General features: G+C 65.9%; 24 protein-coding genes. 12 read left to right on the top strand and 12 right to left on the bottom strand.

Going from position 1 to position 25,655, the window contains the following annotated elements; translation table 11 throughout:
- Positions 1-74: 74 nt before the first annotated feature.
- Positions 75-1,085: a ligase-associated DNA damage response exonuclease gene (locus PAA8504_RS08835; RefSeq protein WP_108893818.1), complete on the bottom strand. Its 1,011-nt coding sequence runs from the start codon at positions 1,083-1,085 to the stop codon at positions 75-77.
- A 50-nt stretch (positions 1,086-1,135) separates the two neighbouring features.
- Positions 1,136-1,564, bottom strand: a complete 429-nt coding sequence (locus PAA8504_RS08830) for a BLUF domain-containing protein (RefSeq protein WP_108893817.1) — start codon at positions 1,562-1,564, stop codon at positions 1,136-1,138.
- A 153-nt stretch (positions 1,565-1,717) separates the two neighbouring features.
- Here PAA8504_RS08830 and PAA8504_RS08825 point away from each other — a divergent pair, with 153 nt between their 5' ends.
- The 3 genes from PAA8504_RS08825 to PAA8504_RS08815 are packed head-to-tail and all read left to right on the top strand — an operon-like array spanning position 1,718 to position 4,915.
- Positions 1,718-3,133 carry a circularly permuted type 2 ATP-grasp protein gene (locus PAA8504_RS08825; RefSeq protein ID WP_108893816.1) on the top strand — a complete coding sequence of 472 codons (1,416 nt, stop codon included), beginning with the start codon at positions 1,718-1,720 and terminating at the stop codon, positions 3,131-3,133.
- A 4-nt stretch (positions 3,134-3,137) separates the two neighbouring features.
- Positions 3,138-4,094, top strand: a complete 957-nt coding sequence (locus PAA8504_RS08820) for an alpha-E domain-containing protein (RefSeq protein WP_108893815.1) — start codon at positions 3,138-3,140, stop codon at positions 4,092-4,094.
- Complete coding sequence (locus PAA8504_RS08815) at positions 4,091-4,915, top strand: transglutaminase family protein (protein ID WP_108893814.1); 825 nt, start codon at positions 4,091-4,093, stop codon at positions 4,913-4,915. The genes PAA8504_RS08820 and PAA8504_RS08815 overlap by 4 nt, the downstream gene beginning before the upstream one ends.
- Here PAA8504_RS08815 and PAA8504_RS08810 read toward each other — a convergent pair.
- Together PAA8504_RS08810 and PAA8504_RS08805 are read right to left on the bottom strand one after the other, a co-directional pair.
- Positions 4,881-6,782: a phosphatidylglycerol lysyltransferase domain-containing protein gene (locus PAA8504_RS08810; RefSeq protein ID WP_146190470.1), complete on the bottom strand. Its 1,902-nt coding sequence runs from the start codon at positions 6,780-6,782 to the stop codon at positions 4,881-4,883. The two genes, PAA8504_RS08815 and PAA8504_RS08810, sit on opposite strands and share 35 nt — an antisense overlap.
- A gap of 181 nt (positions 6,783-6,963) precedes the next feature.
- Complete coding sequence (locus tag PAA8504_RS08805; RefSeq protein ID WP_108893812.1) at positions 6,964-7,461, bottom strand: PRC-barrel domain-containing protein; 498 nt, start codon at positions 7,459-7,461, stop codon at positions 6,964-6,966.
- Positions 7,462-7,614: 153 nt separating this feature from the next.
- Between PAA8504_RS08805 and PAA8504_RS08800 the strand changes: the two genes are divergently transcribed.
- Positions 7,615-8,331 (top strand): proteasome-type protease, encoded by a 717-nt coding sequence (locus PAA8504_RS08800; protein WP_108893811.1) that lies wholly within the window; start codon positions 7,615-7,617, stop codon positions 8,329-8,331.
- On the opposite strand, the gene PAA8504_RS08795 is transcribed toward PAA8504_RS08800, so the two are convergent.
- Complete coding sequence (locus PAA8504_RS08795) at positions 8,328-9,278, bottom strand: alpha/beta fold hydrolase (protein ID WP_108893810.1); 951 nt, start codon at positions 9,276-9,278, stop codon at positions 8,328-8,330. The genes PAA8504_RS08800 and PAA8504_RS08795 overlap by 4 nt on opposite strands.
- Entirely contained in the window at positions 9,278-9,562 is a 285-nt protein-coding gene (locus PAA8504_RS08790; RefSeq protein ID WP_108893809.1) for an SCP2 sterol-binding domain-containing protein, read from the bottom strand. The genes PAA8504_RS08795 and PAA8504_RS08790 overlap by 1 nt, the downstream gene beginning before the upstream one ends.
- Before the next feature lie 71 nt (positions 9,563-9,633).
- Here PAA8504_RS08790 and PAA8504_RS08785 point away from each other — a divergent pair, with 71 nt between their 5' ends.
- From PAA8504_RS08785 to PAA8504_RS08760, 6 genes are all read left to right on the top strand, one after another.
- The gene (locus tag PAA8504_RS08785; protein ID WP_108893808.1) at positions 9,634-10,191 is read left to right on the top strand and encodes a tetratricopeptide repeat protein; all 558 of its coding nucleotides are present in this window, start codon (positions 9,634-9,636) and stop codon (positions 10,189-10,191) included.
- Positions 10,192-10,334: 143 nt separating this feature from the next.
- Positions 10,335-10,598: a hypothetical protein gene (locus tag PAA8504_RS08780; RefSeq protein WP_108893807.1), complete on the top strand. Its 264-nt coding sequence runs from the start codon at positions 10,335-10,337 to the stop codon at positions 10,596-10,598.
- Positions 10,599-10,701: 103 nt separating this feature from the next.
- Positions 10,702-13,614: a helicase-related protein gene (locus tag PAA8504_RS08775; RefSeq protein ID WP_108893806.1), complete on the top strand. Its 2,913-nt coding sequence runs from the start codon at positions 10,702-10,704 to the stop codon at positions 13,612-13,614.
- Position 13,615: 1 nt separating this feature from the next.
- Positions 13,616-13,987, top strand: a complete 372-nt coding sequence (locus PAA8504_RS08770; protein ID WP_108893805.1) for an Hsp15 family ribosome-associated heat shock protein — start codon at positions 13,616-13,618, stop codon at positions 13,985-13,987.
- Positions 13,988-14,066: 79 nt separating this feature from the next.
- On the top strand, positions 14,067-14,402 hold the full coding sequence (gene fdxA / locus PAA8504_RS08765; RefSeq protein WP_108893804.1) for a ferredoxin FdxA: 336 nt from the start codon (positions 14,067-14,069) through the stop codon (positions 14,400-14,402).
- 187 nt (positions 14,403-14,589) lie between these two features.
- The gene (locus PAA8504_RS08760; RefSeq protein WP_108893803.1) at positions 14,590-15,108 is read left to right on the top strand and encodes a CarD family transcriptional regulator; all 519 of its coding nucleotides are present in this window, start codon (positions 14,590-14,592) and stop codon (positions 15,106-15,108) included.
- Positions 15,109-15,184: 76 nt separating this feature from the next.
- Here PAA8504_RS08760 and PAA8504_RS08755 read toward each other — a convergent pair whose 3' ends face one another.
- Positions 15,185-17,140: a monovalent cation:proton antiporter-2 (CPA2) family protein gene (locus tag PAA8504_RS08755; RefSeq protein WP_108893802.1), complete on the bottom strand. Its 1,956-nt coding sequence runs from the start codon at positions 17,138-17,140 to the stop codon at positions 15,185-15,187.
- Positions 17,141-17,198: 58 nt separating this feature from the next.
- A complete protein-coding gene (locus PAA8504_RS22030; RefSeq protein ID WP_181375741.1) occupies positions 17,199-20,360 on the bottom strand; it encodes a hypothetical protein in 3,162 nt (1,053 codons plus the stop codon).
- Positions 20,361-20,512: 152 nt separating this feature from the next.
- On the opposite strand from PAA8504_RS22030, the gene PAA8504_RS08745 reads away from it, so the two are divergent.
- A complete protein-coding gene (locus PAA8504_RS08745; RefSeq protein ID WP_181375740.1) occupies positions 20,513-21,217 on the top strand; it encodes an SIMPL domain-containing protein in 705 nt (234 codons plus the stop codon).
- Here PAA8504_RS08745 and PAA8504_RS08740 read toward each other — a convergent pair.
- Entirely contained in the window at positions 21,214-22,503 is a 1,290-nt protein-coding gene (locus PAA8504_RS08740) for an O-acetylhomoserine aminocarboxypropyltransferase/cysteine synthase family protein (protein WP_108893800.1), read from the bottom strand. The two genes, PAA8504_RS08745 and PAA8504_RS08740, sit on opposite strands and share 4 nt — an antisense overlap.
- A gap of 68 nt (positions 22,504-22,571) precedes the next feature.
- Entirely contained in the window at positions 22,572-23,090 is a 519-nt protein-coding gene (locus tag PAA8504_RS08735; RefSeq protein WP_108893799.1) for a DUF421 domain-containing protein, read from the bottom strand.
- Positions 23,091-23,174: 84 nt separating this feature from the next.
- Here PAA8504_RS08735 and PAA8504_RS08730 point away from each other — a divergent pair, with 84 nt between their 5' ends.
- The gene (locus tag PAA8504_RS08730) at positions 23,175-23,588 is read left to right on the top strand and encodes a VOC family protein (protein WP_108893798.1); all 414 of its coding nucleotides are present in this window, start codon (positions 23,175-23,177) and stop codon (positions 23,586-23,588) included.
- Positions 23,589-23,603: 15 nt separating this feature from the next.
- Here the strand turns inward: PAA8504_RS08730 and mtnA are convergent, their stop codons facing one another.
- Together mtnA and tal are read right to left on the bottom strand one after the other, a co-directional pair.
- Positions 23,604-24,698 carry an S-methyl-5-thioribose-1-phosphate isomerase gene (gene mtnA, locus PAA8504_RS08725; RefSeq protein WP_108893797.1) on the bottom strand — a complete coding sequence of 365 codons (1,095 nt, stop codon included), beginning with the start codon at positions 24,696-24,698 and terminating at the stop codon, positions 23,604-23,606.
- On the bottom strand, positions 24,695-25,633 hold the full coding sequence (tal, locus tag PAA8504_RS08720; protein WP_108893796.1) for a transaldolase: 939 nt from the start codon (positions 25,631-25,633) through the stop codon (positions 24,695-24,697). Before tal ends, mtnA begins: the two co-directional genes overlap by 4 nt.
- Positions 25,634-25,655 lie beyond the last annotated feature (22 nt).

The raw sequence follows: 25,655 nt of genomic DNA, 5'->3' as shown, positions 1-25,655 counted from the left end.
CAAACGTCGGGCCTGCGCCCCGCGGCGGTCGGACAGGCGCCGGGCAACCGCCGGACATGTGCCGGGCAGGGCGGTCATGCCTCGTCCTGGGTCTCGACGCTCTCGCCCTCGTACTCGGTTTCCACCACGGCGGCGTCGTAGCCCTGGCTGTCCAGCCAACGCCGGAAGATCGAAGTGTATCCGTGGGTGGCGAAGATCCGGGTCGCGCCGGTCTCGCGGATCGCGGTGTTCAGCCCCTCCCAGTCGGCGTGGTCGGACAGGACGAAGCCGCGATCGGCGGCGCGACGGCGGCGCACCCCCCGCAGCGCCATCCATCCCGAGGCGAACCCGGTCGAGGCGGGGCCGAAGCGGCGCGCCCATGGAGTGCCGAGGGCAGAGGGCGTGGCGAGGATCAGCGCGCCGGGATGGTCCTTCGGGTCGAGGTCCGGGGTGACGCGGATGGTGTCGGGCAGGGCGATGCCCTGGGCGCGCAGTACCTCGTTCGTGTTCTCGACCGCGCCATGGGTCAGGATCGGCCCGATGGAGGCATCGATCGCCGATAGAAGACGCTGCGCCTTGCCCAGCGCGTATGCCCCGAGGATCGTCGCACGCCCGTCGGCCGCGTTCCGGCGCCACCAGTCGTCGATCTGGCCCGCGACGGTGGGCTGGCTGTCCCACCGGAAGACCGGCAGGCCAAAGGTGCATTCGGTGATGAAGGCGTGGCAGCGCACAGGCTCGAACGGCTCGGACAGGCCGTCATCCTCGACCTTGTAGTCGCCCGAGGCGACCCAGACCTCGCCCCCGACCTCGACCCGGATCTGGGCGCTTCCGGGCACGTGACCGGCGGGGTGGAAGCTGATCAAAGCGTCACCGATGCGACGCTGTTCGCCGTAGCGGGTCGTTTCGATTGCAACGTCGCCCAGCCGGTGGCGCATGACGGGGGCCGCCGCGTCGGTGGCGAGGTAGCGCGCCATGCCGGGCCGCGCGTGGTCGGCATGGCCGTGGGTGATCAGTGCGCGGTCCACCGGCCGCCACGGGTCGATGAAGACATCGGCGGCGGGACAATAGATGCCGCGGTCGGTGAAGGTCAGGACGGGATCGGCCATGAACCGGAGAGTAGGGCGGCCGTGCGGACGGTCGATGCCGCCTGAAGTCGTCAGTGTGACGCGGTCGCGTCTTCGACCGCGCGATGGGCCATCGCGCGGATGAGCGCGGTTGCCGGACCGGGGCCCGCGCCATCGTGAAGCTGCCGGACCAGATCGGCGACCCCGTCGCGCGCAGCTTCCTGCGGATCGGCGAAAGCCATGGCGAACCGGCTGAACGCGCGCAATTCGACCATGCGGTCGGATACGATATCGAGGCCGGTATGCCGGTGATCGTCGCGGATCTCTGCCACTACGTGATCGAGGACTTCGGGGTCACCTTCGAGAACCTGCACATAGGTCCCCGACGTCATCGTCAGTGCCCCGGTAATGCCCAGCGCCGGGTTGTTCCGCCGTGATACGGCCAGAATCCCGTCCAGCACCTCGCCCGGCGTGCCGGCGTCAGGGCAAGGGTCGCTGAGGTAGAGTATCTGACGGATCATTCGGAAGCTCGAAAATAACGCATGGGCAACAGGCTGCTTTGCATTCTGCTGTCCGACCCTTAATGCGAAGTGAACGCGCGGCGGGCGATTTGTTGATCTCGGCCAGCCAACCTCTAAGCTCAGAGGCAACAAACAGGGACAGGCCGCAACAATATGCCAGACTATTTCAACGAAATGTATCAGGACGGCCGGGTGCGCGAGCCCTATGCGGGGATCGAAGACTGGGCCAACGACATGCCGGTCGATCTTCGGGGCATGAAACAATCCGAGGCCGAGGCGCTTTTCCGGCGCATCGGGATCACCTTCGCGGTCTATGGCGAGGGGGGCAGCCCCGACCGGCTGATCCCGTTCGACATGTTCCCGCGCGTGTTCTCGGCGCGGGAGTGGGACCGGCTGGACCGGGGGATCAAGCAACGGGCGCGGGCACTGAACGCGTTCCTCGCGGATGTCTACGACCGCGGCGAGATCGTGCGCGCGGGGCGGATCCCGGCGCACCTTGTCTATCAGAACGACGCGTACGAGATCGCGGCGACCGGGTTTACGCCGCCGCAGGGCATCTTCAGCCATATCGTGGGCATCGACCTTGTGCGCACCGGCCCTGAGGATTTCTTCGTGCTGGAGGACAACTGCCGCACGCCCTCGGGGGTCAGCTACATGCTGGAGAACCGCGAGATCATGATGCGGATGTTCCCCACGTTGTTCCAGAACAACCGGATCGCCCCGGTCGAGACCTATCCCATGCAGCTCAAGCGGACGTTCGATTCCGTGGCGCCGAAGAAATGCGACGGAGATCCGTGCGTGGTGGTGCTGACGCCAGGTCACTTCAACTCGGCCTATTACGAGCATTCGTTCCTGGCCGACATGATGGGGGTCGAGCTTGTCGAAGGCTCGGACCTGTTCGTGGAAGGCGATTTCGTCTGGATGCGCACGACCGAAGGGCCAAAGCGCGTCGACGTGATCTATCGCCGGCTGGACGACGCGTTCCTCGACCCGCTGTGCTTCCGGTCGGACTCTATGCTGGGCGTGTCGGGGTTGATGAACGTCTACCGCTCGGGCGGGGTGACGATCTGTTCGGCCCCCGGGGCGGGGGTCGCGGACGACAAGGCGATCTATACTTTCGTGCCCGACATGATCCGCTTCTACCTGGGCGAAGAGCCGATCCTGAAGAACGTGCCCACATGGCAATGCGCCAAGTCCGACGAGTGCAAATACGTGCTGGAGAACCTGCACGAGCTGGTCGTCAAGGAGGTCCACGGATCGGGCGGCTACGGGATGTTGGTGGGTCCGAAATCCACCAAGGACGAGATCGCGCTGTTCCGCACCAAGATCGAGGATAACCCCGAGAACTACATCGCTCAGCCCACGCTGGCGCTGTCGACATGTCCGACCTTCGTCGAGGAAGGGTTCGCGCCGCGGCACGTGGATTTGAGGCCCTATTGCCTTGTCGGCAAGGACATCACGCTGGTGCCCGGGGGACTGACGCGGGTTGCGCTGACGGAAGGGTCGCTGGTGGTGAACTCGTCGCAGGGCGGCGGCGTGAAGGACACCTGGGTCATGGCGGAGGGTTGATGACATGCTGAGCCGGACCGCAGATAACCTGTACTGGATGGCGCGCTACATGGAGCGCGCCGAGACAAACGCCCGCCTGCTGGAGGTCGCCGCGCGCAACGCGCTGCTGCCCGATACGGGCGGGGGCAACCGCAACGAGTGGGATTCGGTGTTGCAGGCGGCGGGCACGCGCGACGCGTACCGCACCAAGTTCGGCCGCGATGCCGTGCAGCGCAATGTCGAGACTCACATGTTCTTCGACCGCGACAACGCGTCCTCGGTCGCGGCCTGCATCCATTCGGCGCGCGAGAACGCCCGGATCGTGCGCACCGCGCTGACCACCCAAGTGTGGGAGGCGATCAACGACGCCCATGCCGAGATGACCGAGTTGGCGCGGCAGGAACGTTCGACCCTTTCGACCTCGTTCATGAAGGATTTCGCGCTGCGCCACATGGCCCATGTCCGGGGCGCGATCCTGGCCACGCAGCTGCGCAACGACGGCTATGACTTCATGAATATCGGCCACTATCTCGAGCGGGCGGATTCCACCGCGCGGATCGTGGATGTGAAATATTACGTACTGCTGCCCAACGTCTCGATGGTGGGGTCCGGGCTGGACAACTATCAGTGGCGCACGGTGCTGCATGCCATGAACGCGCAACGGGCCTTCGCGTGGGTCTATGGCGGCGAGGTGACCGCGCGCAAGATCGTGGATTTCCTGGTGCTGAACCGGCAGTCGCCGCGGTCATTGATCGCTTCCTCGGACGGCGTGATGGAGCATTTGGAACGCCTGTCGCGGGGATATGGCCGAACGACGTCGGCCACGTCGCGGGCGCGGACGGTCAATGCGATGCTGTCCGAAGTCACGGTCGAGGACATCTTCGAAGAAGGGCTGCATGCGTTCCTGCAGCGGGTCCTCAATGAGGTGGGCGCGTTGGGCCACGAAATCACGACGAGCTACCTGAACGGAGAAGCGCGATGAAGCTTCATGTGACGCACCGCACGGAATACACCTACGACGCGCCGATCCGCAGTCTGGTTCAGTCGCTCAGGCTGTGGCCGTCCGAGTTCGATGGGCAGGACGTCCATGCCTGGAATGTCGGGATCGAGGGAACCGCGGTCGAGCGCGGCGCGGCCTTCCGCGACGGCGCGGGCGACTGGATCGAGACCGTCTCGGCCCGGGACGTGTCGCAACTGGCGATCGTGATCGCGGGCGAGGTCGAGACCCGCGACCTGACCGGGGTCGTGCGCGGCCTGCGCGAGAAGGTGCCGCCGCAAGCCTATTTGCGGCCGTCGAACATGACGCGGCTGAACCAGGACTTGCGCGAGCTGGCGCAGGATGCCGTCTCGGGGATCGACGACGAACTGTCCCGGGCGCATGCTCTGTCGCGGGCGGTGGCCAGCGCCATCGTCTATACCCCCGGATCGACCGAAGCCGATACCACGGCTACCCAGGCGCTGGAGATGGGCAAGGGCGTCTGCCAGGACCAGACCCACGCGGTCATCGCGGTGGCCCGCGCCGTCGGGATGCCTGGGCGGTATGTCGTTGGCTATCTTCATGCCACGTCGGACGGAACGACCCATCAGGCCAGCCATGCCTGGGCCGAAATCTGGGTCGAGGGGCTGGGCTGGGTCGGATTCGACGCGGCGAACGGATGCTGCCCGGACGAGAAGTATATCCGTCTGGGATCGGGCCTCGACGCCCATGCCGCCGCGCCCATTCGCGGGCGGTCCCTGGGCGGGGGCCTCGAGGACATGTCCGTGGATGTCAGGGTGCTGGACGAGCAACAGCAGCAACAGTGATCCCGGTGGGCACTGCCCCGGCCGGGGCGGCTCGGGTCGGCGCCTCGTCTTGCTTGGCGGGACGGGCGATTTCCCGCGCAAGGTCCGTCCAGACAATGGCCAGTTGCAGGGCACTGGGGGCGGCGATATAACGCCCTTCCCACGCCGGGGCGAAGGCGGTCTTGAACTGCCGCAGACCGGCGGTGCCCATCTTTCTTTCGGCTATGCATCGCAGGCGGGCGGGCAAGACGCGCGGGGCCGTGGGAACGGATGCGAGGCTGAGCCGGTGGCATCCTTCCGACCCGGCGGCAGCGATCGCGTGCGCGACGAGAGCGTGCATCGTCCCGTCCGGCGCGCCGTCATGCCGCACGAGGTCCAGAACCCATTCCCGCGCCGACGTGTGGAAGCTGACGAACGCGCGAACCTGGCCGTCGATCTCGGCCGTGAACAGGCGTTGGGCAGCAACGTATTCGGCGTCGAACCGTCCCATCGTGACCCCCCGTGCCCCTGAATTGGCTGCGACCCAGTGCCGGTCGATCCGCTCAAGCTCGGGCAGGGTGGGGCCGAGGTCGGCGACCTCGCGCAGGACCACGCCGGCCTTGAGCGCTTTCTTCAGCTTGCGCCGCAATTGCGCCCGAGCCGGACCGTCGATCGTCCACCCGGTGGGGTCGAGGATGGCTTCGGCCCCCGTGCGGGCCACCGTCCAGCCGGTCTTCCGCACGGCTGCGGCGAGTCGCGCGTCGATCCGGTAGAGGCAGGCGATCCGCCCTGATTCCTTCGCCGCGGTCGCGAATCCGGCCAGCAGATCAGGCACGGTTCCCGGCAGAACGCGATCGAGGAAGGCCAGATGCACAAGGCCGTGGCCGGTGCGCGTCACGACCTGCCGCGCGGATTCGGGAGTGCACAGAAGGCCCATGTGACCCTGGCGCGCCAATCCGGCCTCGGCCTGGACTGGGTCGTTCAGCCGCCAGTCCGTTGGCGATAGAGGCGTATCCGTGGCAATTGCTTCGGCCGCCCGGGGGCCCTGCAGCAGGACCAAAAGTCCGAGGATTGCCGGTCCCGCGAAATAGACCACCCGGTAGGCCACTATGGCCGAGAGCAGGGTTGCGGGATCGACGCCGGGCAAAAGGGCGATCAGCGTCGCCTCGAACGGGCCGACCCCGCCTGGCACGCCCGAGACCAGGCCGACCCCATAGGCCACCACGAAAGCGGCGAGGACCTGGGTGCCGGGGGCGTCGGGCAAGAAGCAGATCAGGACCATTCCCGCGGCAAGAAGGTCGGCCGCGGCCAACGGAAGGATGGCCGCGGCCGTCCTGAGACTGGGCATGGACCGCCCCATGCGACCCGGTCGCCAAGCGATGACCGGGATCGCAGCGGCGGCCAGCGCCAGGATCAGCACAGAGAGGGGGCGCAAACCAGGCAAATCTGGCGACAGGACCAGGGTTGCAGCTGCTGCAAGGACAGCCCACGCGGCGAGAAAACTGATCGAGACGTAGAAAGACAGGCGTGCGGCCGTCCAGAGCCCCAGGGACGGGATCAGGTGACGGCGGATGAACGCTCCGACAACAAGGCCGAATCCGGTCGTCTGCGAGACTGCGATGGCGGCAATTCCCGCGCGGGTGGCTAAGGCGGGCGGCGTCGCGGTGCCCATATGACGGTGAAGGACGCGGTCGTAGCGGCCAATGGCCCAGAACCCGAGCGCGGCGAACGCCGCGGCCACGCCCCACCGCCAGGTGCCGAAATCGCCCAGATCCGCGATCGCCGCCGCTGCGTCGAGATCGAGGTTCGACAGGCAAAGCCACGCGATGGCAAGGCAGGGGACGGCTAACAGAGTTTGCCTGAGGATTGCGCCGCGCAGGGGCATTGCGCGCGAGTGGTCTGTACGCACCGGTCTGTTCGCCTTCCGTTCTGTCCTCTTCGAACCCGGTCTTCGTCCGACTTCGTGGCCAGACCGGGGCAGGACTTGAACGCTGTGCGGTTCTTTACGCCGGATTCGAGGTGAATGTAGTTCGACTGCGCATGAAAAAGGGGCCCCGAGGGACCCCTTTCATAGCTTCAATCGGACTGGATCAGTTCCAGAAGCCTTCGTCGACGCCTTCGCGGCTTTCCAGCTCTTCTTCGCTGTAGCGCGTGACGTAGGCGTAGGTGGCATCGTCGACGGCGACGAGGTTCAGATCGTCGACCGAGATGACGACGTGCTTGTCGGCCACGTCGAGGAAGCCGCCGACCTCGGCCACGATGCCCCGGATCTGGCCGTCTTGGGTCAGGATCAGGTCCTCGATCTCACCGATCTGGTTCCAATCGGTGCCGACGGAGGTATAGCTGTTTTCGCTGTCCCAACCTTCGTCATTGGCTGCGTTCGTCGTGTAGACGTTACCACCAGTGATGTCGCGCGAGCGGATCAGGTCGCCCTGCATGCCCATCAGGTCATCGCTGGAATAGCTGTCGCCCGATGACATGGAGGTGTCGGAATTCATGTCGGCCTCGTCGTTGGACGTGTGGCTCTCGGCAAAGGCCGTGCCGCTGGCAAGGATCAGGGCGATGGCGCTGGTTGCAATAGTCTTCATATCGAGACTCCTTTTGTGACTTGTTACGCCTAAACAATGAGCACTCCCGGGGCCTGGTTCCTCACAATTTGTTAGGAAACATCTGGTGATTTGAACGTTGCGAGACGATCCACGGGGCATTACCTACCCATAGTAACCTTTGAAGGCACCAAAATGACTTACTGCGTCGGCCTCCTCCTCGATGCGGGGCTGGTCCTGTTGTCCGATACGCGCACCAATGCGGGTGTCGACAATATCTCCACCTACCGAAAGATGTTTACCTTCGTCGATCCTGGAGAACGGGCGATCGTGATCCTGACGGCCGGATCGCTGTCGGTCACGCAAACCACGCTGGCGCGCATGGACGATGCCAATTCCGATCCGGACAAGCGGTCGATCATGAATGCGGGCACCATGCTTGAGGTAGCCGAGATCGTGGGCGAGACGTTGTCCGAGGTCTCGGCGCAGGTGGCAGACCGCATGGGCGCCAAGGCACAGTCGGCGCGCGCGTCGATGATCGTGGCCGGCCAGAGACGGGGCGGCGCGGCGCGCATGTTCCTGATCTATCCCGAGGGGAACTTCATCGAGGCGACCGAGGATACGCCCTATCTGCAGATCGGCGAGCACAAGTACGGCAAGCCGATCCTCGACAGAGTGGTCACGCCCGAGACGACCATCGAGGACGCGAAGAAAGCCGTTCTGCTGTCCATGGATTCGACGTTGAGGTCGAACCTCAGCGTGGGAATGCCGCTTGATATGTGCATCATCAAGACCGACACGCAGGATATTGGCGAACGCCGCCGGATCAGCGCCGAAGACGAGACGTTTCAGGCGATGAGCGTGGCGTGGTCGCAGGCGTTGCGCGATGCCTTCGCCGAGATCGAGATCTAGGACCCGACGGGCGCGGGTGCCGAAAGGTGGCGGCGCATCGCGTCGAGGACCAGGGCGCGCCGCTTGGGCGTTTCCATCAGACACTCGTGGCGTCCTCCGTCGACTGACAGAAGTTCTCCGTTGCGCCATGTCGCCATGCGCTCGGTGATGCGCTGGGTGTCGACGATCAGCTCTTCGGTGCCCACGAAGGTCAGGCACGGCGTCGCGGGCGAGGACAGACGTGACAGGCGCCGACACTCGACCAGTGCTTCGTTCAGCCAGCCCAGGGACGGACCGGCCAGACCCAGTTCAGGGTGCCGCTCGGTCTGGAGGGCCATGCGGGCGTACTGATCCTGGTCATGGGTCAGAAGGTTCCCCTCGAACGCGGCGGCGTTCTGGTATGCGCCTTTCGATGTGCCAGGCGCATAACGGTCGTGGAAGCCGAAGCTGCGGGCCGCGTAGGACAGTGTCCACGCCGCGGGACGCAGGGCCGCGGACAGCGAAATGCCCCACATCGGCGAAGAGAACACGGCGCGTTCCACGGTTAGCCCGTCGATCAGGGCGCGCAAGCCGATGGCGCCTCCCATCGAGTGGGCGACCAGATACCAAGGTTTGGGCATGCCCGCCGCGGTGGCGTGGTCCACCAGCGCCGCAAGGTCGGCCTGGTAATCCGAGAACGAATTGACGTGCCCCGACAGCGGATCGGCCAGCAGACGGTCCGACAGACCCTGTCCACGCCAGTCGATCGAGACCGTGGAAAGCCCCCATTCGGCCAAGTCACCGGCGAGGCCCGCGTATTTTTCAACGTATTCGGTGCGGCCGGGCAGCAGCAGGACCGTGCCCCGCGCCCCATCGACCGGCCAAGTCGCCGCGCGCAAGCGAAGCCCGTCCCGCGTGCGAAGCCACGCGGCCTCGACCCGCTCGGGGCCGCCGGCGACATCGCCGTGGAACGGGGCGGGCCCTGTCATCAAAGCGCCTGGGCGAGCTTCATGGCCTGGCCCATGTCGCCGTCGATGGTCAGGCGGCCGGACATGAACGCGGCGGTCGGGTCAAGCTCGCCCTCGAAAATCTCGCGGAAGGTGTCGGCGGAGGCGGTCATGGTGACTTCGGCCTCTTCATCGGCGGCGCGCGCGCCTTCGCCGTCGAGCATGATGGTCCCCTCGTCCTCGACCACGAACTTGGCCGACCCGTCGAAGCTGCCACCGGTCTTCTGGTTCAGCTCTTTCACGGCTTCATCGATCATCTGGCTCATCTTCACGCTCCGTTGATATGACGGACGAAGGGAATGACATCGGCCGCCTGTGAGTTAGGATAGGTCGAGATATGGCCCGCATGACCCACAATCTCAAATACGTCGTTGCGACACTTCTGCTTTCCACCGGTCTGGGGTGGGCGCAAGGGAGCGATACGCGACTCGACGATCTGTTCGCCGCGCTGAAACAGGCCGAAGGATCGGATGCCGAACAGATCGTGGGGAAGATCGCGTCGGAATGGTCCCGTTCGGGCTCGCCCGCGATGGACATGCTGCTGGAACGGGGGCGCGAGGCGCTCGCGATGGGGCAGACGCAGGTCGCGATCGGCCATTTCTCGGCGCTGGTCGATCACGCGCCGGACTTCGCCGAAGGCTATAATGCGCGGGCGACGGCCTATTTCCAGTCCCAGCAGTTCGGCCCGGCGCTGGCCGATATCGGGCGGGTCCTGGACCTGAACCCGCGCCATATTGGCGCGCTCACCGGGCTTGCGGTGATCCTGTCTGACCTTGGCGAGGCGCAGACCGCGCTTGCGGCCTGGCGCGAGGTCGAGCGGCTGTATCCGGCCAGCCCGCAAGCCGCTGCCGCGATTCCCCTGCTCGAGCGTGAGGTGGATGGCAGCCGGCTGTGAAATTCGCGGATCGGTTGTGACTCGAAAGACACGTTCGCAAAAGTCACGAAAATGACCGATTCACACGGCGATCTTGCCGTGATGTGATTCCTTCATGACCTGCGCACCAAGATGCAGGCAGAGGCAGATCGAGGCATGAAACCATGAAAATGTCGAAAGTCGCGGGTTTGACCGCGCTGGTCGTGCTTGCGCTGGGACAGGCGCGGGCCGACGAAGTGCCGGCATCGGGGCTGGGGTTCGGGATCGCGAAAGCCCCCTCCACGATGTCCGTGTCGAAGGCGCAACGCGACGACGCGATCTGGGGCACCATGGCGGAGCTCTCCTCGTCCGAGGGGCTGGGCCATGGATTCCTCAGGGTGACGAACGTGAAGCGGGTCAAGGGCCTGCTTCCCCACGAGGGGCAGTGACGACACCCGCCGCCGGGCGTCCCGGCGGCGGTTCTTCCCGGGGGCGGGGTTGAGTCTCGGGTCGTCTGCCCTCACTTAGGGGGTGGGCAGAGAAGAGGCACCGATGGGACGGATCACGGCGGTCCTTGGCCCCACCAATACCGGAAAGACGCATTACGCGCTGGAACGGATGCTGGGCTATCGCACCGGCATCATTGGCCTTCCGCTGCGTCTTCTTGCGCGCGAGATTTACGACAAGCTGGTGGCGCTGCGCGGACCTTCGGTCGTGGCGCTGGTCACGGGCGAGGAACGGATCGTTCCCGAACGCACGCAATACTGGGTCTGCACGGTCGAGGCGATGCCCGAGGCGATGGGCACCGATTTCCTGGCCATCGACGAGGTCCAGCTTTGCGCAGACCCCGAACGGGGCCATGTCTTCACCGACCGCCTTCTGCGCGCGCGCGGCACCCACGAGACGCTTTTCCTGGGCGCCGAAACCATGCGCGGCGCCATCGCGGCCCTGGTCCCCGAGGCGCAGTTCATCAAACGCGAGCGGTTCTCGACCTTGATCTATACAGGCAGCCGCAAGATCAGCCGGATGAAGCCGCGTTCGGCCATCGTCGGGTTCTCTGTGGAAAACGTCTATGCCATTGCCGAGCTTCTGCGCCGACAGAAGGGCGGGGCGGCCGTGGTGATGGGCGCGCTCAGCCCGCGCACCCGCAACGCCCAGGTCGAGATGTACCAGAACGGCGATGTCGATTTCCTGGTGGCGACAGATGCCATCGGAATGGGGTTGAACCTGGACATCGACCATGTCGCGTTCTCTTCGACCCGGAAGTTCGACGGTCGGCGAATGCGCGAGCTGCAACCGAACGAGCTGGCGCAGATCGCCGGTCGTGCGGGGCGCTATACCAATGACGGCACCTTCGGCGTGACGGGAGAGGCGGCCCCGCTGGATGACGGCGTGGCCGAGGCGATCTGCGACCACCGGTTCGCCCCGCTCAAGGTACTGCAATGGCGCAATGCTCGGCTGAATTTCGGGTCGACCAACGCGCTGATCGCTTCGCTGGAAGAGCGGCCGGATCACGAAAGATTGCAGCGCGCGCGTGAGGCCGACGATCTGGCCGCGCTGAAGACCCTTTCGGCCATCCCGGAGGTCGCGCGCACGATCCGCGACGCGCATGGCGTGCGCCTTTTGTGGGATGTTTGCCGGATTCCCGATTTCCGTGGGATCAGTGCGGGCGAACATGCCGGCATGCTGGAGCGGATCTACGGCTTCCTGGGCGAGTGGGGGCGGGTGCCCGACGACTGGCTTTCGCGGCAGGTGAAGCGAATCGATCGAACCGATGGCGACATTGATACGTTGTCGAAACGTTTGGCGTATATCCGCACGTGGACCTACGTCGCGCAACGAAAAGACTGGGTCGACGACGCGCACCATTGGCGCGGGGCGACCCGCGCGGTAGAAGATAGGTTGTCGGATGCGCTTCACGATGCACTGACGCAAAGATTTGTGGACCGGCGCACCAGCGTGCTGATGCGGCGGCTCAAGCAGAAGGAGGCCATGGTGGCCGAAGTGAACGACAAGGGCGAAGTGAGTGTCGAGGGCCAGTATGTCGGCCGGATCGAAGGGTTCCGGTTCCGTCAGGACAAGTCCGGCAGCCCCGACGAGGCGAAGACTCTGAGGCAGGCCAGCGCGGCGGCACTGGCCCCCCAGTTTCACCTGCGTGCAGACCGGTTCTACAACGCCCCCGATACCGAGATCGACTTTACCGAACAGGGCGGTCTCATGTGGGGCACTGAAGCCGTGGGCCGCCTGGCGAAGGGCGACGATCCGCTGAAACCGCGCGCCGTGGGATTCGTCGACGACGAGGCCGGGGCCGAGGTCATGCAGAAGGTCGAGCGCCGCCTGCAGCATTTCATCGACCGCAAGATCGCCGCCCTGTTCGAGCCGCTGGTCGCCATGCAGCGAGACGAGACCCTTGAAGGGTTGGCCAAAGGCTTCGCCTACCGCCTGGTCGAGGCCATGGGCGTGGTGCCGCGCGCCGATGTCGCATCGGATGTCAAAGGGCTGGACCAGCAGGCCCGCGGTCTGTTGCGCAAGCACGGGGTGCGGTTCGGCCAGTTCACCGTCTTCCTGCCCGCGCTTCTGAAACCCGCGCCCACGCGGCTGCGGCTTGTTCTGTGGTCGCTGTCGCAGGGCTTCGACGAGTTTCCCGAAAGCCCGCCACCGGGTCTTGTGACCATACCTGTGGTCAGGGACGTGCCCGAAGGCACCTACACCATGGCCGGGTACCGCGCTGCGGGCGATCGGGCGATCCGCATCGACATGCTGGAACGGCTGGCTGATCTGCTGCGGGCCAAGGACGGCCGCGCCGGGTTCGAGGCGACGCCTGACATGCTGTCGATTACCGGCATGACGCTGGAGCAGTTCGCCAATCTCATGGAAGGCCTAGGCTACAAGGCCGAAAAAGCCGAGCGCGAGAAAGTGCCAGGCCCGAAGGAAACGCCTCCCGCCGAAGCGACGTCCGAATCGCCTGCCGAAGCCGGATCGGACGTGTCCGAGCCGCCGTCGGAGATGCCGCAGGCCCCGGCCGAACCCGAGGCCACGCCCGCCCCCGCCGAAGAGTCCGAGGTCGCGGCGGTAACCGACGCGGATCCGGCGCCCGCGCCTGCTGATGACGCCACGTCCGAAGCACCTGCATCCGAAGCCGGCGACGAGGTCGCGGCGGTCACTGATGCCGAGATGGCCGATGCTATTCCCCAGGGCGAGGTAGCGAAGCCCGAAGCCGCGCCGGAGGTCGAGACGTTCTATACCTTCACCTGGGGTGGCCGGGCCGAGCGGCGCAGCGGCGGCAAGCCGCGCGGGGAACGGGCGGATCGCAATTCCAAGCCGAAGGGCAAGCCCCGGGGCAAGGGGCAGGGGGATCGCAAGAAGCCTCAGACGGCTGAATCGCGCCCACCCCGCAAGGAGAAGGCGATCGATCCGTCGAACCCCTTTGCCGAGGCCTTGATGGGTCTCAAGGACAAGGGCTGACTTGCAGGGCGCGCCCTCGATTCGCCTGGACAAGTGGCTGTTCTTCGCGCGGTTCTTCAAGACCCGCAGCCTGGCGGCCAAGATGGTCACCGATGGCGGGGTCCTGGTGAACGGAACGCGGGTCTCCAAACCCTCGGCCTCAGTCCGGGTGGGCGATGTGCTGACCTTCAGCCAGGGCCGTGCGATCCGGGTGGTCGAAGTCCTTTCGCCCGGTGACCGCCGTGGACCGGCGAACGAGGCGCAGACCCTTTATGACGATCGCTCGCCCCCGCCGCCGCCGAAATCCCCCGACGCCCCCCGATTCGACAAGGGGGGCCGGCCCAGCAAACGCGACCGGCGCGAGATTGACCGGTTCGAGCAAGGCCACGACTGAGCCGCGCCGACCTGTCGCTTGAACCCCGAGCGACGAAGGTCTATCCCGCCCCCGACCTCTCATCCGACGGAACGCACGCATGACCTATATCGTCAACGACAATTGCATCGCCTGCAAATACACCGACTGCGTCGAAGTCTGCCCCGTGGACTGCTTCTACGAGGGGGAGAACATGCTGGTGATCCACCCCGACGAATGCATCGACTGTGGAGTCTGCGAGCCCGAGTGCCCGGCCGATGCGATCCGCCCCGATACCGACCCCGAGGCCGAGAAATGGGTCGAGTTCAATCGTAAGTATTCAGAGATGTGGCCGGTCATCGTCACGAAAAAGGACCCCCTCCCCAACGCGGAGGAGATGGATGGCAAGGACGGCAAGATGGAGCTGTTCTCGGAAGCGCCGGGCGAAGGCGGCTGACCCGCTGACCGCAGCGACTGTTTCAGGCCCCTTGTGCCGCACTGGCACGGGGCCCATTTTTGTGCTATAGTATATGGACATTAGCAGGATCGGGTGCGGCGCACCCTTGGCGACGGGAAAATGTGTGTGTTCCCGGCGTCATTCTTGCGGTTGTAACCCTGGGGCCTGAAAAGGAACTTTGTCTGCGATGAGCAAATCAAAAAAGCCGGAATTCCGTCCGAACGATTATGTTGTGTATCCCGCCCATGGTGTGGGTCAAATCCTGTCTATCGAAAAACAGGAGATTGCGGGGCTCGAACTCGAGCTGTTCGTGATCTCGTTCGAGAAGGACAAGATGACCTTGCGTGTTCCGACGCACAAGGCGTCCGAGGTCGGAATGCGGCAACTGTCCTCGCCCGACGTGGTGACGAAGGCGATGACGACCCTGAAGGGTAAGGCCAAGGTCAAAAAGGCCATGTGGTCCCGCCGGGCCCAGGAATACGAACAGAAGATCAATTCGGGAGACTTGATCGCCATCGCCGAAGTGGTCCGTGACTTGCACCGCACCGACGACCAGCGCGAGCAATCCTATTCCGAGCGTCAGCTTTATGAAGCCGCGCTAGAGCGTCTGACCCGTGAAATCGCTGCCGTGTCCGGTGACGACGAAGCGGCAGCACAGCGCCAGATCGATTCGGTTCTGGAAGCGCGGAACGCCGCGGCCGCCTGATCGCCACCGCATCTGCCGAACATCGAAAAAGCCGCGCCCTGGAAGCGCGGCTTTTTTGCATGCGGGGCTGGCGAAGTTAAGCGACTTGTGCCGCTTCGTCATCCTTGTCGCCCAACCCCTCGTCCGTGTCCTCATCGTTGGAATCGATCTCGCGCTGGCCGCGCAGTTCGTCGTACTTGGCCGACAAAGCGGATTCCAGGTCGGCGTTCAGCGCCCGCGCGCGCTCCATGTAGGGCTCGTTCTTCGAGATAGGCACCCCGGGCTTCCAAAGCTTTGCCAGTTCGCGCAAGGCGGACCGGTCGATCTTGAAGAACGCCTTTTCCAGCTCTGCCGCCTCGAATTCGGACAGGCCGATATTCTCCAACACGTACCGTCCCGCCCGCAGGGACGAATCGAAGACCTCTCGCACGATGTCGTCGGCGCCCGCGCGGTAAAGCTCGTAGACGTGGTTCCGGTCGTAGGCGCGGGCGATGATATGCAGGTCCGGCCGGGCCTTGCGTGCGTATTTCACCAGGGCGGTGACGTTCTTCGGCTCGTCCATTGTGCAGACCAGGACCTTCGCCTCATCCAGACCGGCCGCATGCAGCAGCTCAGGTCGGGTGGGGTCGCCGAAGAATCCCTTGAATCCGAACTTGCGCATCAGCTGGATGGTGTCGAGGTCATGGTCCAGCACCGTCGTCTCGAACCCCGCAAGCTGCAGCATTCGGTTCACCACCTGCCCGAAGCGCCCGACACCCGCGATGATGATCGGTGCCTGATGGTCGATCTCGTCGGCGGGGGCGCTTTCCTCGCGGCCGTCGGACAGGCGGGCGTTGATCTGCTCCCACAGGATAAAGAACAGGGGCGTCAGCAGCATCGACATGGCAATGACCAGAAGCAGAAGCTCGCTGATGCCGCGACCCAGCACGCCGGTCTGGACCGAGAACGAGGTCAGCACGAACCCGAACTCCCCCGCCTGCGCCAAACCCAGGGTGAACAGCCAGCGGTTGCGCCGCCCCAGACTGAAGATATGGGCCAGCCCATACAAGACGGCGCCCTTCAGAAGCATCAGGCCCAGCGCCAGGCCCATGATGGTGAACGGTTGCTCGAATAGCAGCGGGAACGAGATCCCGGCCCCTACCGTGATGAAGAAGAGCCCGAGGAGAAGGCCCTTGAACGGCTCGATATCCGATTCAAGCTCGTGCCGGAATTCCGAGTTCGCCAAGACCACACCCGCTAGGAACGCACCCAGGGCGGGGGAGAGACCCACCAGCGTCATGACGTAGGAAATCGAGATGACGATCAGCAGCGCCAGTGCGGTGTAAAGCTCGCGCAGGCGCGCCCGGTGAATATAGCGGAAGACCGGGCGCGTGCCAAAGACGCCGGCGATGATGATCGCGGCCACGGCGCCTATGGTCATCAGCGTGATTCCCCAGCCGGGCAGGCTTTCGATCATCTGCGTCATGGTCTGCGCATGGGCTGCCGCGGTGGTATCGCCTGCGACTTCGGCCCCACCGCCATGTCCGCCGCCGTCATCCACATGCCCCGACCCCAGCAAGGGCAGAAGTGCAAGCATCGGGATGACCGCGATGTCTTGCGTCAACAGCACCGAGAACGAAGACCGCCCCCCCGCCGTCTGCATCAGCCGTTTCTCATTCAGGGTCTGAAGGACGATGGCGGTCGACGACAGGGCAAGGATCATGCCGATGGCGATCGAGTCGGTGCCTGGCTGGCCCAATGCATAGGCTGCCGCGGTGACAAGGCCCATCGTGACCAGAACCTGTGCGCCACCCAAGCCCAGAAGCCTGTGGCGCATATCCCAAAGGGCCCGAGGCTCCAGCTCGAGGCCGATCAGGAACAGCATCATTACGACGCCGAACTCGGCAAAGTGTTGAAGGTCCTGCGTTTCTCCGACCAGCCCGAAAACCGGACCGATCAGAATGCCCGCGGCAAGATATCCCAGGACCGATCCCAGCCCCAGACGCGCGGCGATGGGAACGGCGATCACCGCCGCCCCGAGATAGATCAAGGCTTGAAAAAGAAAGGATTCCATATGTTCTCCGGCATCGGGCGTCCGATCGTCAGAGACCTAGCAGGATCGCCCTTCGTTCCTACCCCTGCGGGATCGCCAAGGTGACGGATCGCCCGCCTTTGACGTATTGAAGCTGATCGGACCCGATCGCGCTGACGCGACCGCCATCCACCCGGTCGCCGACCTTTACCTTCACGAAGCGCCCCGAGGGCAGTCGGACCAGCGCGCGGCGATTGGACTGGGTGCCGTAGACACCGATCAGGTTGACCCGGTTGAGACGGATCGCATTCGACTGCGTCGCGCGCGACGCAACGGACCCGGCCGTGGGAGCGCGCGGCGTGACGGTGGCGGCCGCCGCGGCGACCTGTGTCGGGCGGGCCTGTTCCACGCGGTTGGCCAGATTGCGCGGACGCGCATCGGGGCGGACGGACCGGCCGACGGCGTAGGGGCTGATCTCCTCGGTCTCGGGGATGATCGACGCGATGGCGGCCGCGACGGCTTCCGCCTGTGCGGTGGTCTCCTGCTCCGAAAGCTGCGGGACCTCGGGCGCCTCGGCGGCTTCGACGACCTCCGGGGCCAGATCCTGCGGCCGGGCACGCGGCGTGAACGAGGCAAGATAAACCTCCGCCGGCGAGGACGGATCGGCCTCGTCGTCCGCCAGTGCGGCGAGCGATGTACCGCCCAGCCCGCCCGGGCGGGCCAGCGGGATCGGATCGGTGGCGCGGCTGACCTCGGTCACGGGGATATCCGGGGTAATTTCGATCTGCGGGGACGTGGCCTGGTCGAGCGCCGCGGCCTGATCGTCGGCCTCGGGTGTTACTTCCTCGGGTCGTGCCGGCGGGGTCGCGGACGGCTGTCCTTCGGTCACCGGGATCGTCAGATTGCTTTCGTCGACCGGCAGTTCGGCTGCGGGTTCGGCGTCGGTTTCCGGCGTGGCCTCGGGTGTCGTCTCTGCCGCCGGCTCGGCGGGGGCCGCGGCCGTCCGGCCCGGAGCAGCCGGTGGAACGGCGGCCGGACGCCCGGCTGTGATGCGGACGCCTTGCGGCGACACCGTTCCCTCGGGCGTGGCAAGGACACGCCCGTTCGCGTCAAGCTCGAACCGGCTGCCAGCCGGGGGCGGCGGTATCAGGGCCGCGGGGCGGGTGAACGCGGCTGTTTCGGGCGCTGAGGGGGCGGAAATGCTGTCGAGAGTGCGGATCGTGCTGTCGGACAGTTCCGCGGGCGCAGAGTCTAGAGATTCGACAGACGGTGCGGCCGATCCCGATGGCGCCTCGGTGGAAACGCCCGTGGCGGCATAGCGTGTCGCCTCGGGGGCTTCGGGCGAACGATTCAAGGGGTCGTTCGGACCGGGCTGAAGCGCGGGCTCCACGGGGTCGAGCGGTTCGGCCGTTTCTTCCTCGACGGTCGCTTCATCCGTTTCCTGCTCCGTGGCCCCCTCCGTTTCGGCGGTCGCCTCATCGGACGCTGTGCTGCTGCTGGTGTCGGGCACGATCTCGATCTCGGGGACGACGATATCGACATCATCCGCCGGGGGCGCGGGCTCGGTCTCCGGGGCGGGTGCAAGAAGGGCCGTGTCGACCGAGTCCGACTCCGGTCCGGGCGGCCGGATTTCGTCCGGTGTCACCTCGGGCGCAATCGGCTGCGCCTGATCCGCAGGGGCGGGCTCTTCGACCGGCTGGACGGGCAGCGACGCGCTCTCGACCGGCTCTTCGGGGCCCACCAGGAAAAAGAAGACGGACCACACGGCCAGCGCGAGAAGCAAGGCGACCACGAGGCCGATCGCGACGGGCAGCAGGGCCGCGAAGCGAGAGCGAGGCGGTTCGCGCATCCCGAACACCGTCAGCGCCTCGGCCTCCGACAGGTTGTTGCGCGACCGGATCGTGCCGGGAGTGTTCCCCCCGAGGCTTCGGGCCGCATCGGTCGCCGCGTCCGGCGCCTCGACCTTGCGGACCGTCGGGGTCGGCGCACCCGGCCCCGGCTTGACGCCGGATCGCGGCTGCGGCGTCACCCCCGGCGCGTTCAGTGGAGGGGGCGCCTTCTGGGTGGCAGCGCTGTCCGGCGCGATCCCGGCGCCGTTCGGACGCGGCGGGACCTTCGGCGTCGCGCCGCCGTCGGGTAGCATCTGGATACGGGGGGCGATCGAATCCAAGCCCGGCGCCCCGGCGGGCGCCATCGGCGCGGCGGTAGCGGTGTCGGATTGCCGCCGCGAACTGAACGACGCCGGGGCCTTCCCCTCGTCGACCGAAGCGGCACCCGGGGCCAGCGCGGCCTTGGCAGCCGCATCCTCGGACGCCTTCGCGCGGCTCGGGGCGACATACCCGCGCCTGGCTTGCCGTGCCGTGGGATCCACGGGATCGAGGGGCGAGAGCGGCTGCCGAGTCGGGCCGATCTCGGCATAATCGTCGATCAAGGCTGGCCGGGTAGGGTCCGACTCCGGGGTTTTTTCCGGGTCGGAGCCGGTCTTCGACGCCGCCGCCCCGGCGGATTTTCCGGGCGGTGTCGTCCCCGTGGGCTTGTCCGACGTGCCGTCGGCGGACTTGGATGCGTCGCCGGTCTTCGGCTGGGAGGCCGACGCCTCCTTCGCGGGCATGGTGCCCTTTGCGGCCGGTTCGGTCGTTTTCGACGGCGGCGGGACGGCTGGCGCATCCGCTTTCGGCGGTGCCTCGACCGGCGCGGGCTTCGTGTCGAGTAGCGCGGGTGGGGGGGCGACCGGTTCGGGCGCGGGCTCCGGCTCCGGTTCGACCAGAGGTTTCGGCGCCGGGCGTGCCGAGGCGCCGAAGTCCGGCTGGCCGCGGAAGGCCCCGGCCTTGGGATGCGTGGTGAAGGGGCCCGGGCCAAAACCGTTATGCGCGGCGAATCCGTCCGCCTCGTCCAGGGTGTCGCGTGCGACAGCCGCGACCTGCACCTGCGTCTTGGAAATGGATTTCCAATCGTAGACCAGGTCGTCGATCCGGTAGGGCGTCAATCCTTCAAGTTCAGACCGGACCTTCGCCTCACGTTCCGCATCGTCTTCGTCCCCCAAATTCATGGTATGAAAAAGGATTTCCGAATGCGGAATCAGAAGCGCGGGCGACACAGGTTCGCCTGTTTCGGCCTCGACCTCCTTGCGTAGGTCTTCCAAACGGGTTTCGAAATGGGGATCGTTCAGCGCGACCTCGCCCATGACGATCTGATCCTTGCCCGATCCCTTGAGCAGGCGCACCCCTTCGGGGGTGAAGTCGAGCGCGTAGTCGTATGTCATGGGTCCTGCTTTAGCATAAGCGCGGCGTGCCACCACCTGCTTCCCGGGCCAGTCAACAATTTAGCGCAACTTCCCGCCCATGAAAAGAAACCGCAAGACGTTTGATGCGCAAAGGCTATTTTTCGATTTTTCCGCCAATCTGGGAGAATGGCATGAAAACTTGGTGTGGTGCGCTGGCCGTGGGGATTGCCCTTGCGGCGCCGGCACTGGCGCAAGAGGCCGATGCGGTCCTTTCGGTCACGGGTGAGGGGCGGATCTCCGCCGCGCCCGATATCGCGACGGTCGAGATGGGCGTGGTCGCAGAAGGGGACACCCCGGCCGAGGCCATCGACGGCATGAGCACCGAGATGGGATCGGTCCTGACCGCGCTGACCGAAGCGGGCATCGCCCCCGAAGACATCCAGAGCGGAACCCTGTCCCTGCAGCCGATCTATGCGGACCGGACCGAGATCCAGCCCGAACAGGGGCCGCGGATTACCGGATACCTTGCCGTGACGGATTTGTCTGTACGGGTGCGGGCGCTGGACGATCTGGGCGGCGTTCTGAATACGGCGGTGGATCAGGGGGCGAACCAGCTGAGCGGCCTGCGATGGGCCCTGTCCGATCCGCAGCCGGCCGAGGACGCGGCGCTGGCCGCCGCGGTGGCCGAAGCTGTCCGCAAGGGCGCGATCATGGCCGAAGCGGCGGGCGTCGCGCTGGGACCCATCGTCGAGCTGGTTGAAAGCGGCGGCCCGTTGGGCGGGCCGCAGCCGATGATGATGGAAGCGCGCGCCGCCGACATCCCGCTGGCACGTGGAGAGATCGACGTGACCGCCCGCGTGACGGTGCGATTCGCGCTGCCCGACCAGCCGGACTAGGCGGTGGCCTTCGTGAGCGCCTGATCGAGGTCGGCGATCAGGTCGTCGGCATCCTCGATCCCGATCGACAGGCGCACGACCTCGGGGTCGGCGCCAGCCGCGCGCTGCTGGTTCTCTTCCAACTGGCGGTGCGTGGTCGACGCGGAATGGATGATGAGACTGCGCGTGTCGCCCAGGTTCGCCACATGGCTGAACAGTTCCAGCGCCTCGATCAGTTTCACGCAGGCGTCGTAGCCGCCCTTGACCGCAAAGGTGAAAAGGCTGCCGGCCCCCTTGGGGCAGATCCGCCCGACCCGGTCGTAATAGGGCGAGGAGGGCAGGCCGGCATAGGTCACGTAGTCGACGCGGTCGTCCTTCTCCAGCCACGCGGCGATCTTCTGGGCGTTGGCCACGTGACGCTCCATTCGCAGGCTCAGCGTCTCGATCCCCATCAGCGTGTAATGCGCCGCCTGCGGGTTCAACGTCATCCCCAAGTCGCGCAGGCCGATGGCGATGCCGTGGAAGGTGAAGGCCAGCGGGCCGAAGGTCTCGTGGAACTTCAGGCCGTGATAGGCAGGCTCAGGATCCGACAGGGACGGGAACTTGCCGCTGGCCGACCAGTCGAAATTGCCCGAATCGACGACACAACCGCCGGTAACCGTGCCGTTGCCGGTCAGGAACTTGGTGGTGGAATGCACGACCAGCGTAGCACCATGCTTGATTGGGTTGCACAGGTACGGCGTGGCCGAGGTGTTGTCGACGATCAGGGGCAGGCCGACCTCGCCCGCGAGTTTGCCGATCGCATCGAGGTCGGTAATATAGCCGCCCGGGTTGGCCACGGATTCGCAGAAGATCGCGCGGGTGTCGTCATCCAAGGCCGCGCGCACGGCGTCCAGATCGTCGAAATCCACGAACTTGGCCGACCAGCCGAAGCGCTTGATGGTCTGGGTCATCTGCGTGACCGTACCGCCGTAAAGCCGGGTCGAGACGACGACATTCTTGCCCGGCGCCATCAGCGGGAACAGCGCCATGATCTGTGCCGCGTGCCCCGACGAACAGCAGACCGCGCCGACGCCGCCTTCCAGCGTGGCGATCCGCTCTTGCAGGACGGCGACGGTGGGGTTCGTCAGGCGCGAATAGATGAAGCCGACTTCCTGCAGGTTGAACAGCGCAGCGGCGTGGTCCGCGTCGCGGAACACGTAGGCCGTGGTCTGATAGATCGGCGTCTGCCGCGCGCCGGTGGCCGGGTCGGGGCGGGCGCCGGCGTGGATTTGCAGGGTGTCGAAGCCGTAGGTCTGGTCGCTCATTGGGTCCTCCGCGATGATTTGCGCGAACCCTAGATCACGGCCTCTCGCTTCACAACGAGGGCGAGGGTCTAGCGCAACCCGGCCTTGGCGTAGTCGGACCCCTCATCGGACCCTTCCCGCGCCACCACGCTGAACGAGCCGTCGGTTTCCAGGATCACGGCAGAGGTGTTGTCCAAAGTGCGCGCGCCGCTTTGGCGCACGACGGTCTCCAACTCGCGCTCGGTGATCCGCTCGCGCGTCAGGGCGCCGTGCAGCACATCGCCGTTTCGGACCAGCAGGGCCGGTTCCGACCGGACGATGCGTGCCACTGTCCGGAACCGCACCGACCCCCAGGCGACGATCCATTGCAGCGCGACCAGCGTGACGAAGGCCGCCAAGGCCTCGGTCAGGGGGGTGCTGCGCGACAGGATGGCCGAGGCCAGGGTCGACCCCAGCGCCACCGTCACGATCATGTCGAACGCGTTCAGCGTGGCCAGCGTCCGCTTGCCCGAGATGCGCAGGATCAGCACGACCGACACATAGGCCATGGTCGCGAACAGGATCATGCGGGCAATGCCGCCGAAGCTTTGGAAAAGGGCGTCGCTCATGCGGGGGCAATGCGCGGGCCGGCCGTTGGTTCATTTGCGCGTCGGCGCGTGGCGGCCTATGTCCGGCGAAACAGGAGGATCCCCATGCTGACGCCGTTTCACCTTGCCATCCACGTGACCGATCTGAATGAGGCGCGTGCCTTCTATGGCGGCGTGCTGGGCTGTGCCGAGGGGCGATCCACCGACACGTGGGTCGATTTCGACTTCTTCGGGCACCAGCTGTCGCTGCACCGCGGGACGCCGTTTGCCACGTCCGACACCGGCAAGGTCGGCGATCACATGGTCCCGATGCCCCATATCGGGCTGGTGCTGCACCTGCCCGACTGGCAGGCGCTGCGCGATCGTCTGGAAGAGGCGGGAACCGACTGGGTGCTGCCCCCCTCCGTCCGGTTCGAGGGGGAGCCGGGCGAGCAATGGACGATGTTCTTCCGCGACCCCTCGGGCAACCCGATCGAGATCAAGGGCTTCCGCGAGATGGACGCCGTCTTCGCCAGCTAGCGGCCGCGGTCCACGTCAGGCGGACCGTTTCGCCTCCTGCGGGAACAGCCCGGTCAGCCCATCCTCGCTGGCCTCGCAGATGCCGCGTTCGGTGATGAACCCGGTCACCAGCCGCGAGGGCGTGACGTCGAACGCGTCGTTGCGGGCGGGCGTGCCTTCGGGCGTGACGCGCACCTCTCCGATGCCGCCCTCGGTCGCGCCTTGGATATGGGTGACCTCGCGGGGGTCGCGTTCCTCGATCGGGATCTCGGCGATGCCGTCCGACACGCGCCAATCGATGGTGGGCGAGGGCAGGGCGACGTAGAACGGCACCCCGTTATCCTGCGCGGCCAGCGCCTTCAGATAGGTGCCGATCTTGTTGCACACGTCGCCGCGGCGGGTCACTCGGTCGGTGCCTGTGATGACAAGGTCCACCAGCCCGCGCTGCATCAGGTGCCCGCCCGCGTTGTCGGTGATGTAGGTGTGGGGCACGCCGTGGGACCCAAGCTCCCACGAGGTCAGGGCGCCCTGGTTGCGCGGCCGCGTCTCGTCGACCCAGACATGCAGCGGAATCCCGGCGTCATGCGCCTGGTACAGCGGTGAGGTCGCGGTGCCCCAGTCGACCGTGGCGATCCAGCCCGCGTTGCAATGGGTCAGGACGTTGACCGGGCCGTCCTTTTTTGCCGCGATGTCGCGCAGAAGATCCAGCCCGTAGGCGCCGATGGCGTGGTTGATGCCCACATCCTCGTCCGCGATCTCGTGCGCGAGGGCAAGTGCCGCGTCCTTGCGCCGGTCGGGGTCCAGCGCGCCCAAGGCATCCCGCAGCCGGTCCAGCGCCCAGCGCAGGTTGATCGCGGTCGGGCGGGTGGCGTGCAGCTTGTCGTAGGCCGCCGACAGCGCCGCGTCCGACGGGTCGTTCGACATCGCCAGCGCCACGCCATAGGCCGCGGTCGCCCCGATCAGGGGGGCGCCACGCACGCGCATCTGGACGATGGCGTCGGCATACTCGTCCAACGTTCGCACCGTCTGGATCCGCAGGTCATGCGGCAGCCAGCGCTGGTCGATGATCTGAAGCGCATCCTCGGCCTCGGACCACCACAGCGAGCGGTAGGGAACGCCGTCGATCTTCATTTCCCGGTCCGCTCGGCGATCAGCTTCTCAAGCTTCACGTAATCGGCGTGGAACTTGCGGATCCCCTCGGCCAGCTTCTCAGTCGCCATGGCGTCCTCATTCAGGTCCCATCGGAAGTTGGGCTCGTCGATGGGGGCGGCGGTGCCCTGGCTCTCGGCCCCGGCAGAGTTCAGGCGGCGGGGTAGATCGCCCTGATCCTGATCCAGATCATCCAGCAGATCGGGCGAGATCGTCAGCCGGTCGCAGCCCGCCAGCGCCTCGATCTGCTGGGCGCTGCGGAAGGACGCGCCCATCACCACGGTGTCGATCCCGTTCGCCTTGTAGTGATCATAGATCGCGCGCACCGACTTCACGCCCGGATCTTCGTCAGGCGCATAGCTTTCGACGCCCTCGGACGCCTTGTACCAGTCCGTGATGCGCCCCACGAAGGGTGAGATCAGGAAGGCGCCGGCATCCGCGCAGGCCCGCGCCTGCGCCATGGAAAACAGCAGCGTCAGATTGCAGTCGATCCCATCCTTCTGCAACCGCTCGGCCGCGCGGATGCCTTCCCAGGTCGAGGCGAGCTTGATCAGGATGCGGTCCGACGGAACGCCGCGCTTGTCGTAGCTTTCGATGATCGCCTTCGCCTTGGCGACTGACCCTTCGGTGTCGAAGGACAGTCGCGCATCCACTTCCGTGGAAACGCGGCCCGGCACGATGCCCGCAAGTTCCGCGCCGACGGCAACAGTAAGGCGTTGCGCGATGTCCGAGATCTCGCCGCCCTTGCCAATGTTTTCGTTCACGATGTCGTTGAAATAGTCCGATCCCACGGCCTTCAGCACGATGGACGGGTTCGTGGTGCAATCCTGCGGCTTCAGGCGGCGGACGGCGTCCACGTCGCCGGTATCGGCGACGACGACGGTCATGTCGCGAAGCTGGTCGAGTTTGCTGGCCATGGGTTCCTCCGGAACTGATGTT

Source organism: Palleronia abyssalis (assembly GCF_900302445.1).
GTDB classification, from domain to species: Bacteria; Pseudomonadota; Alphaproteobacteria; order Rhodobacterales; family Rhodobacteraceae; genus Palleronia; species Palleronia abyssalis.
The sequence above is the reverse complement of the archived record's forward strand: the minus strand, read 5'-3'. Positions and strand labels throughout refer to the sequence as shown.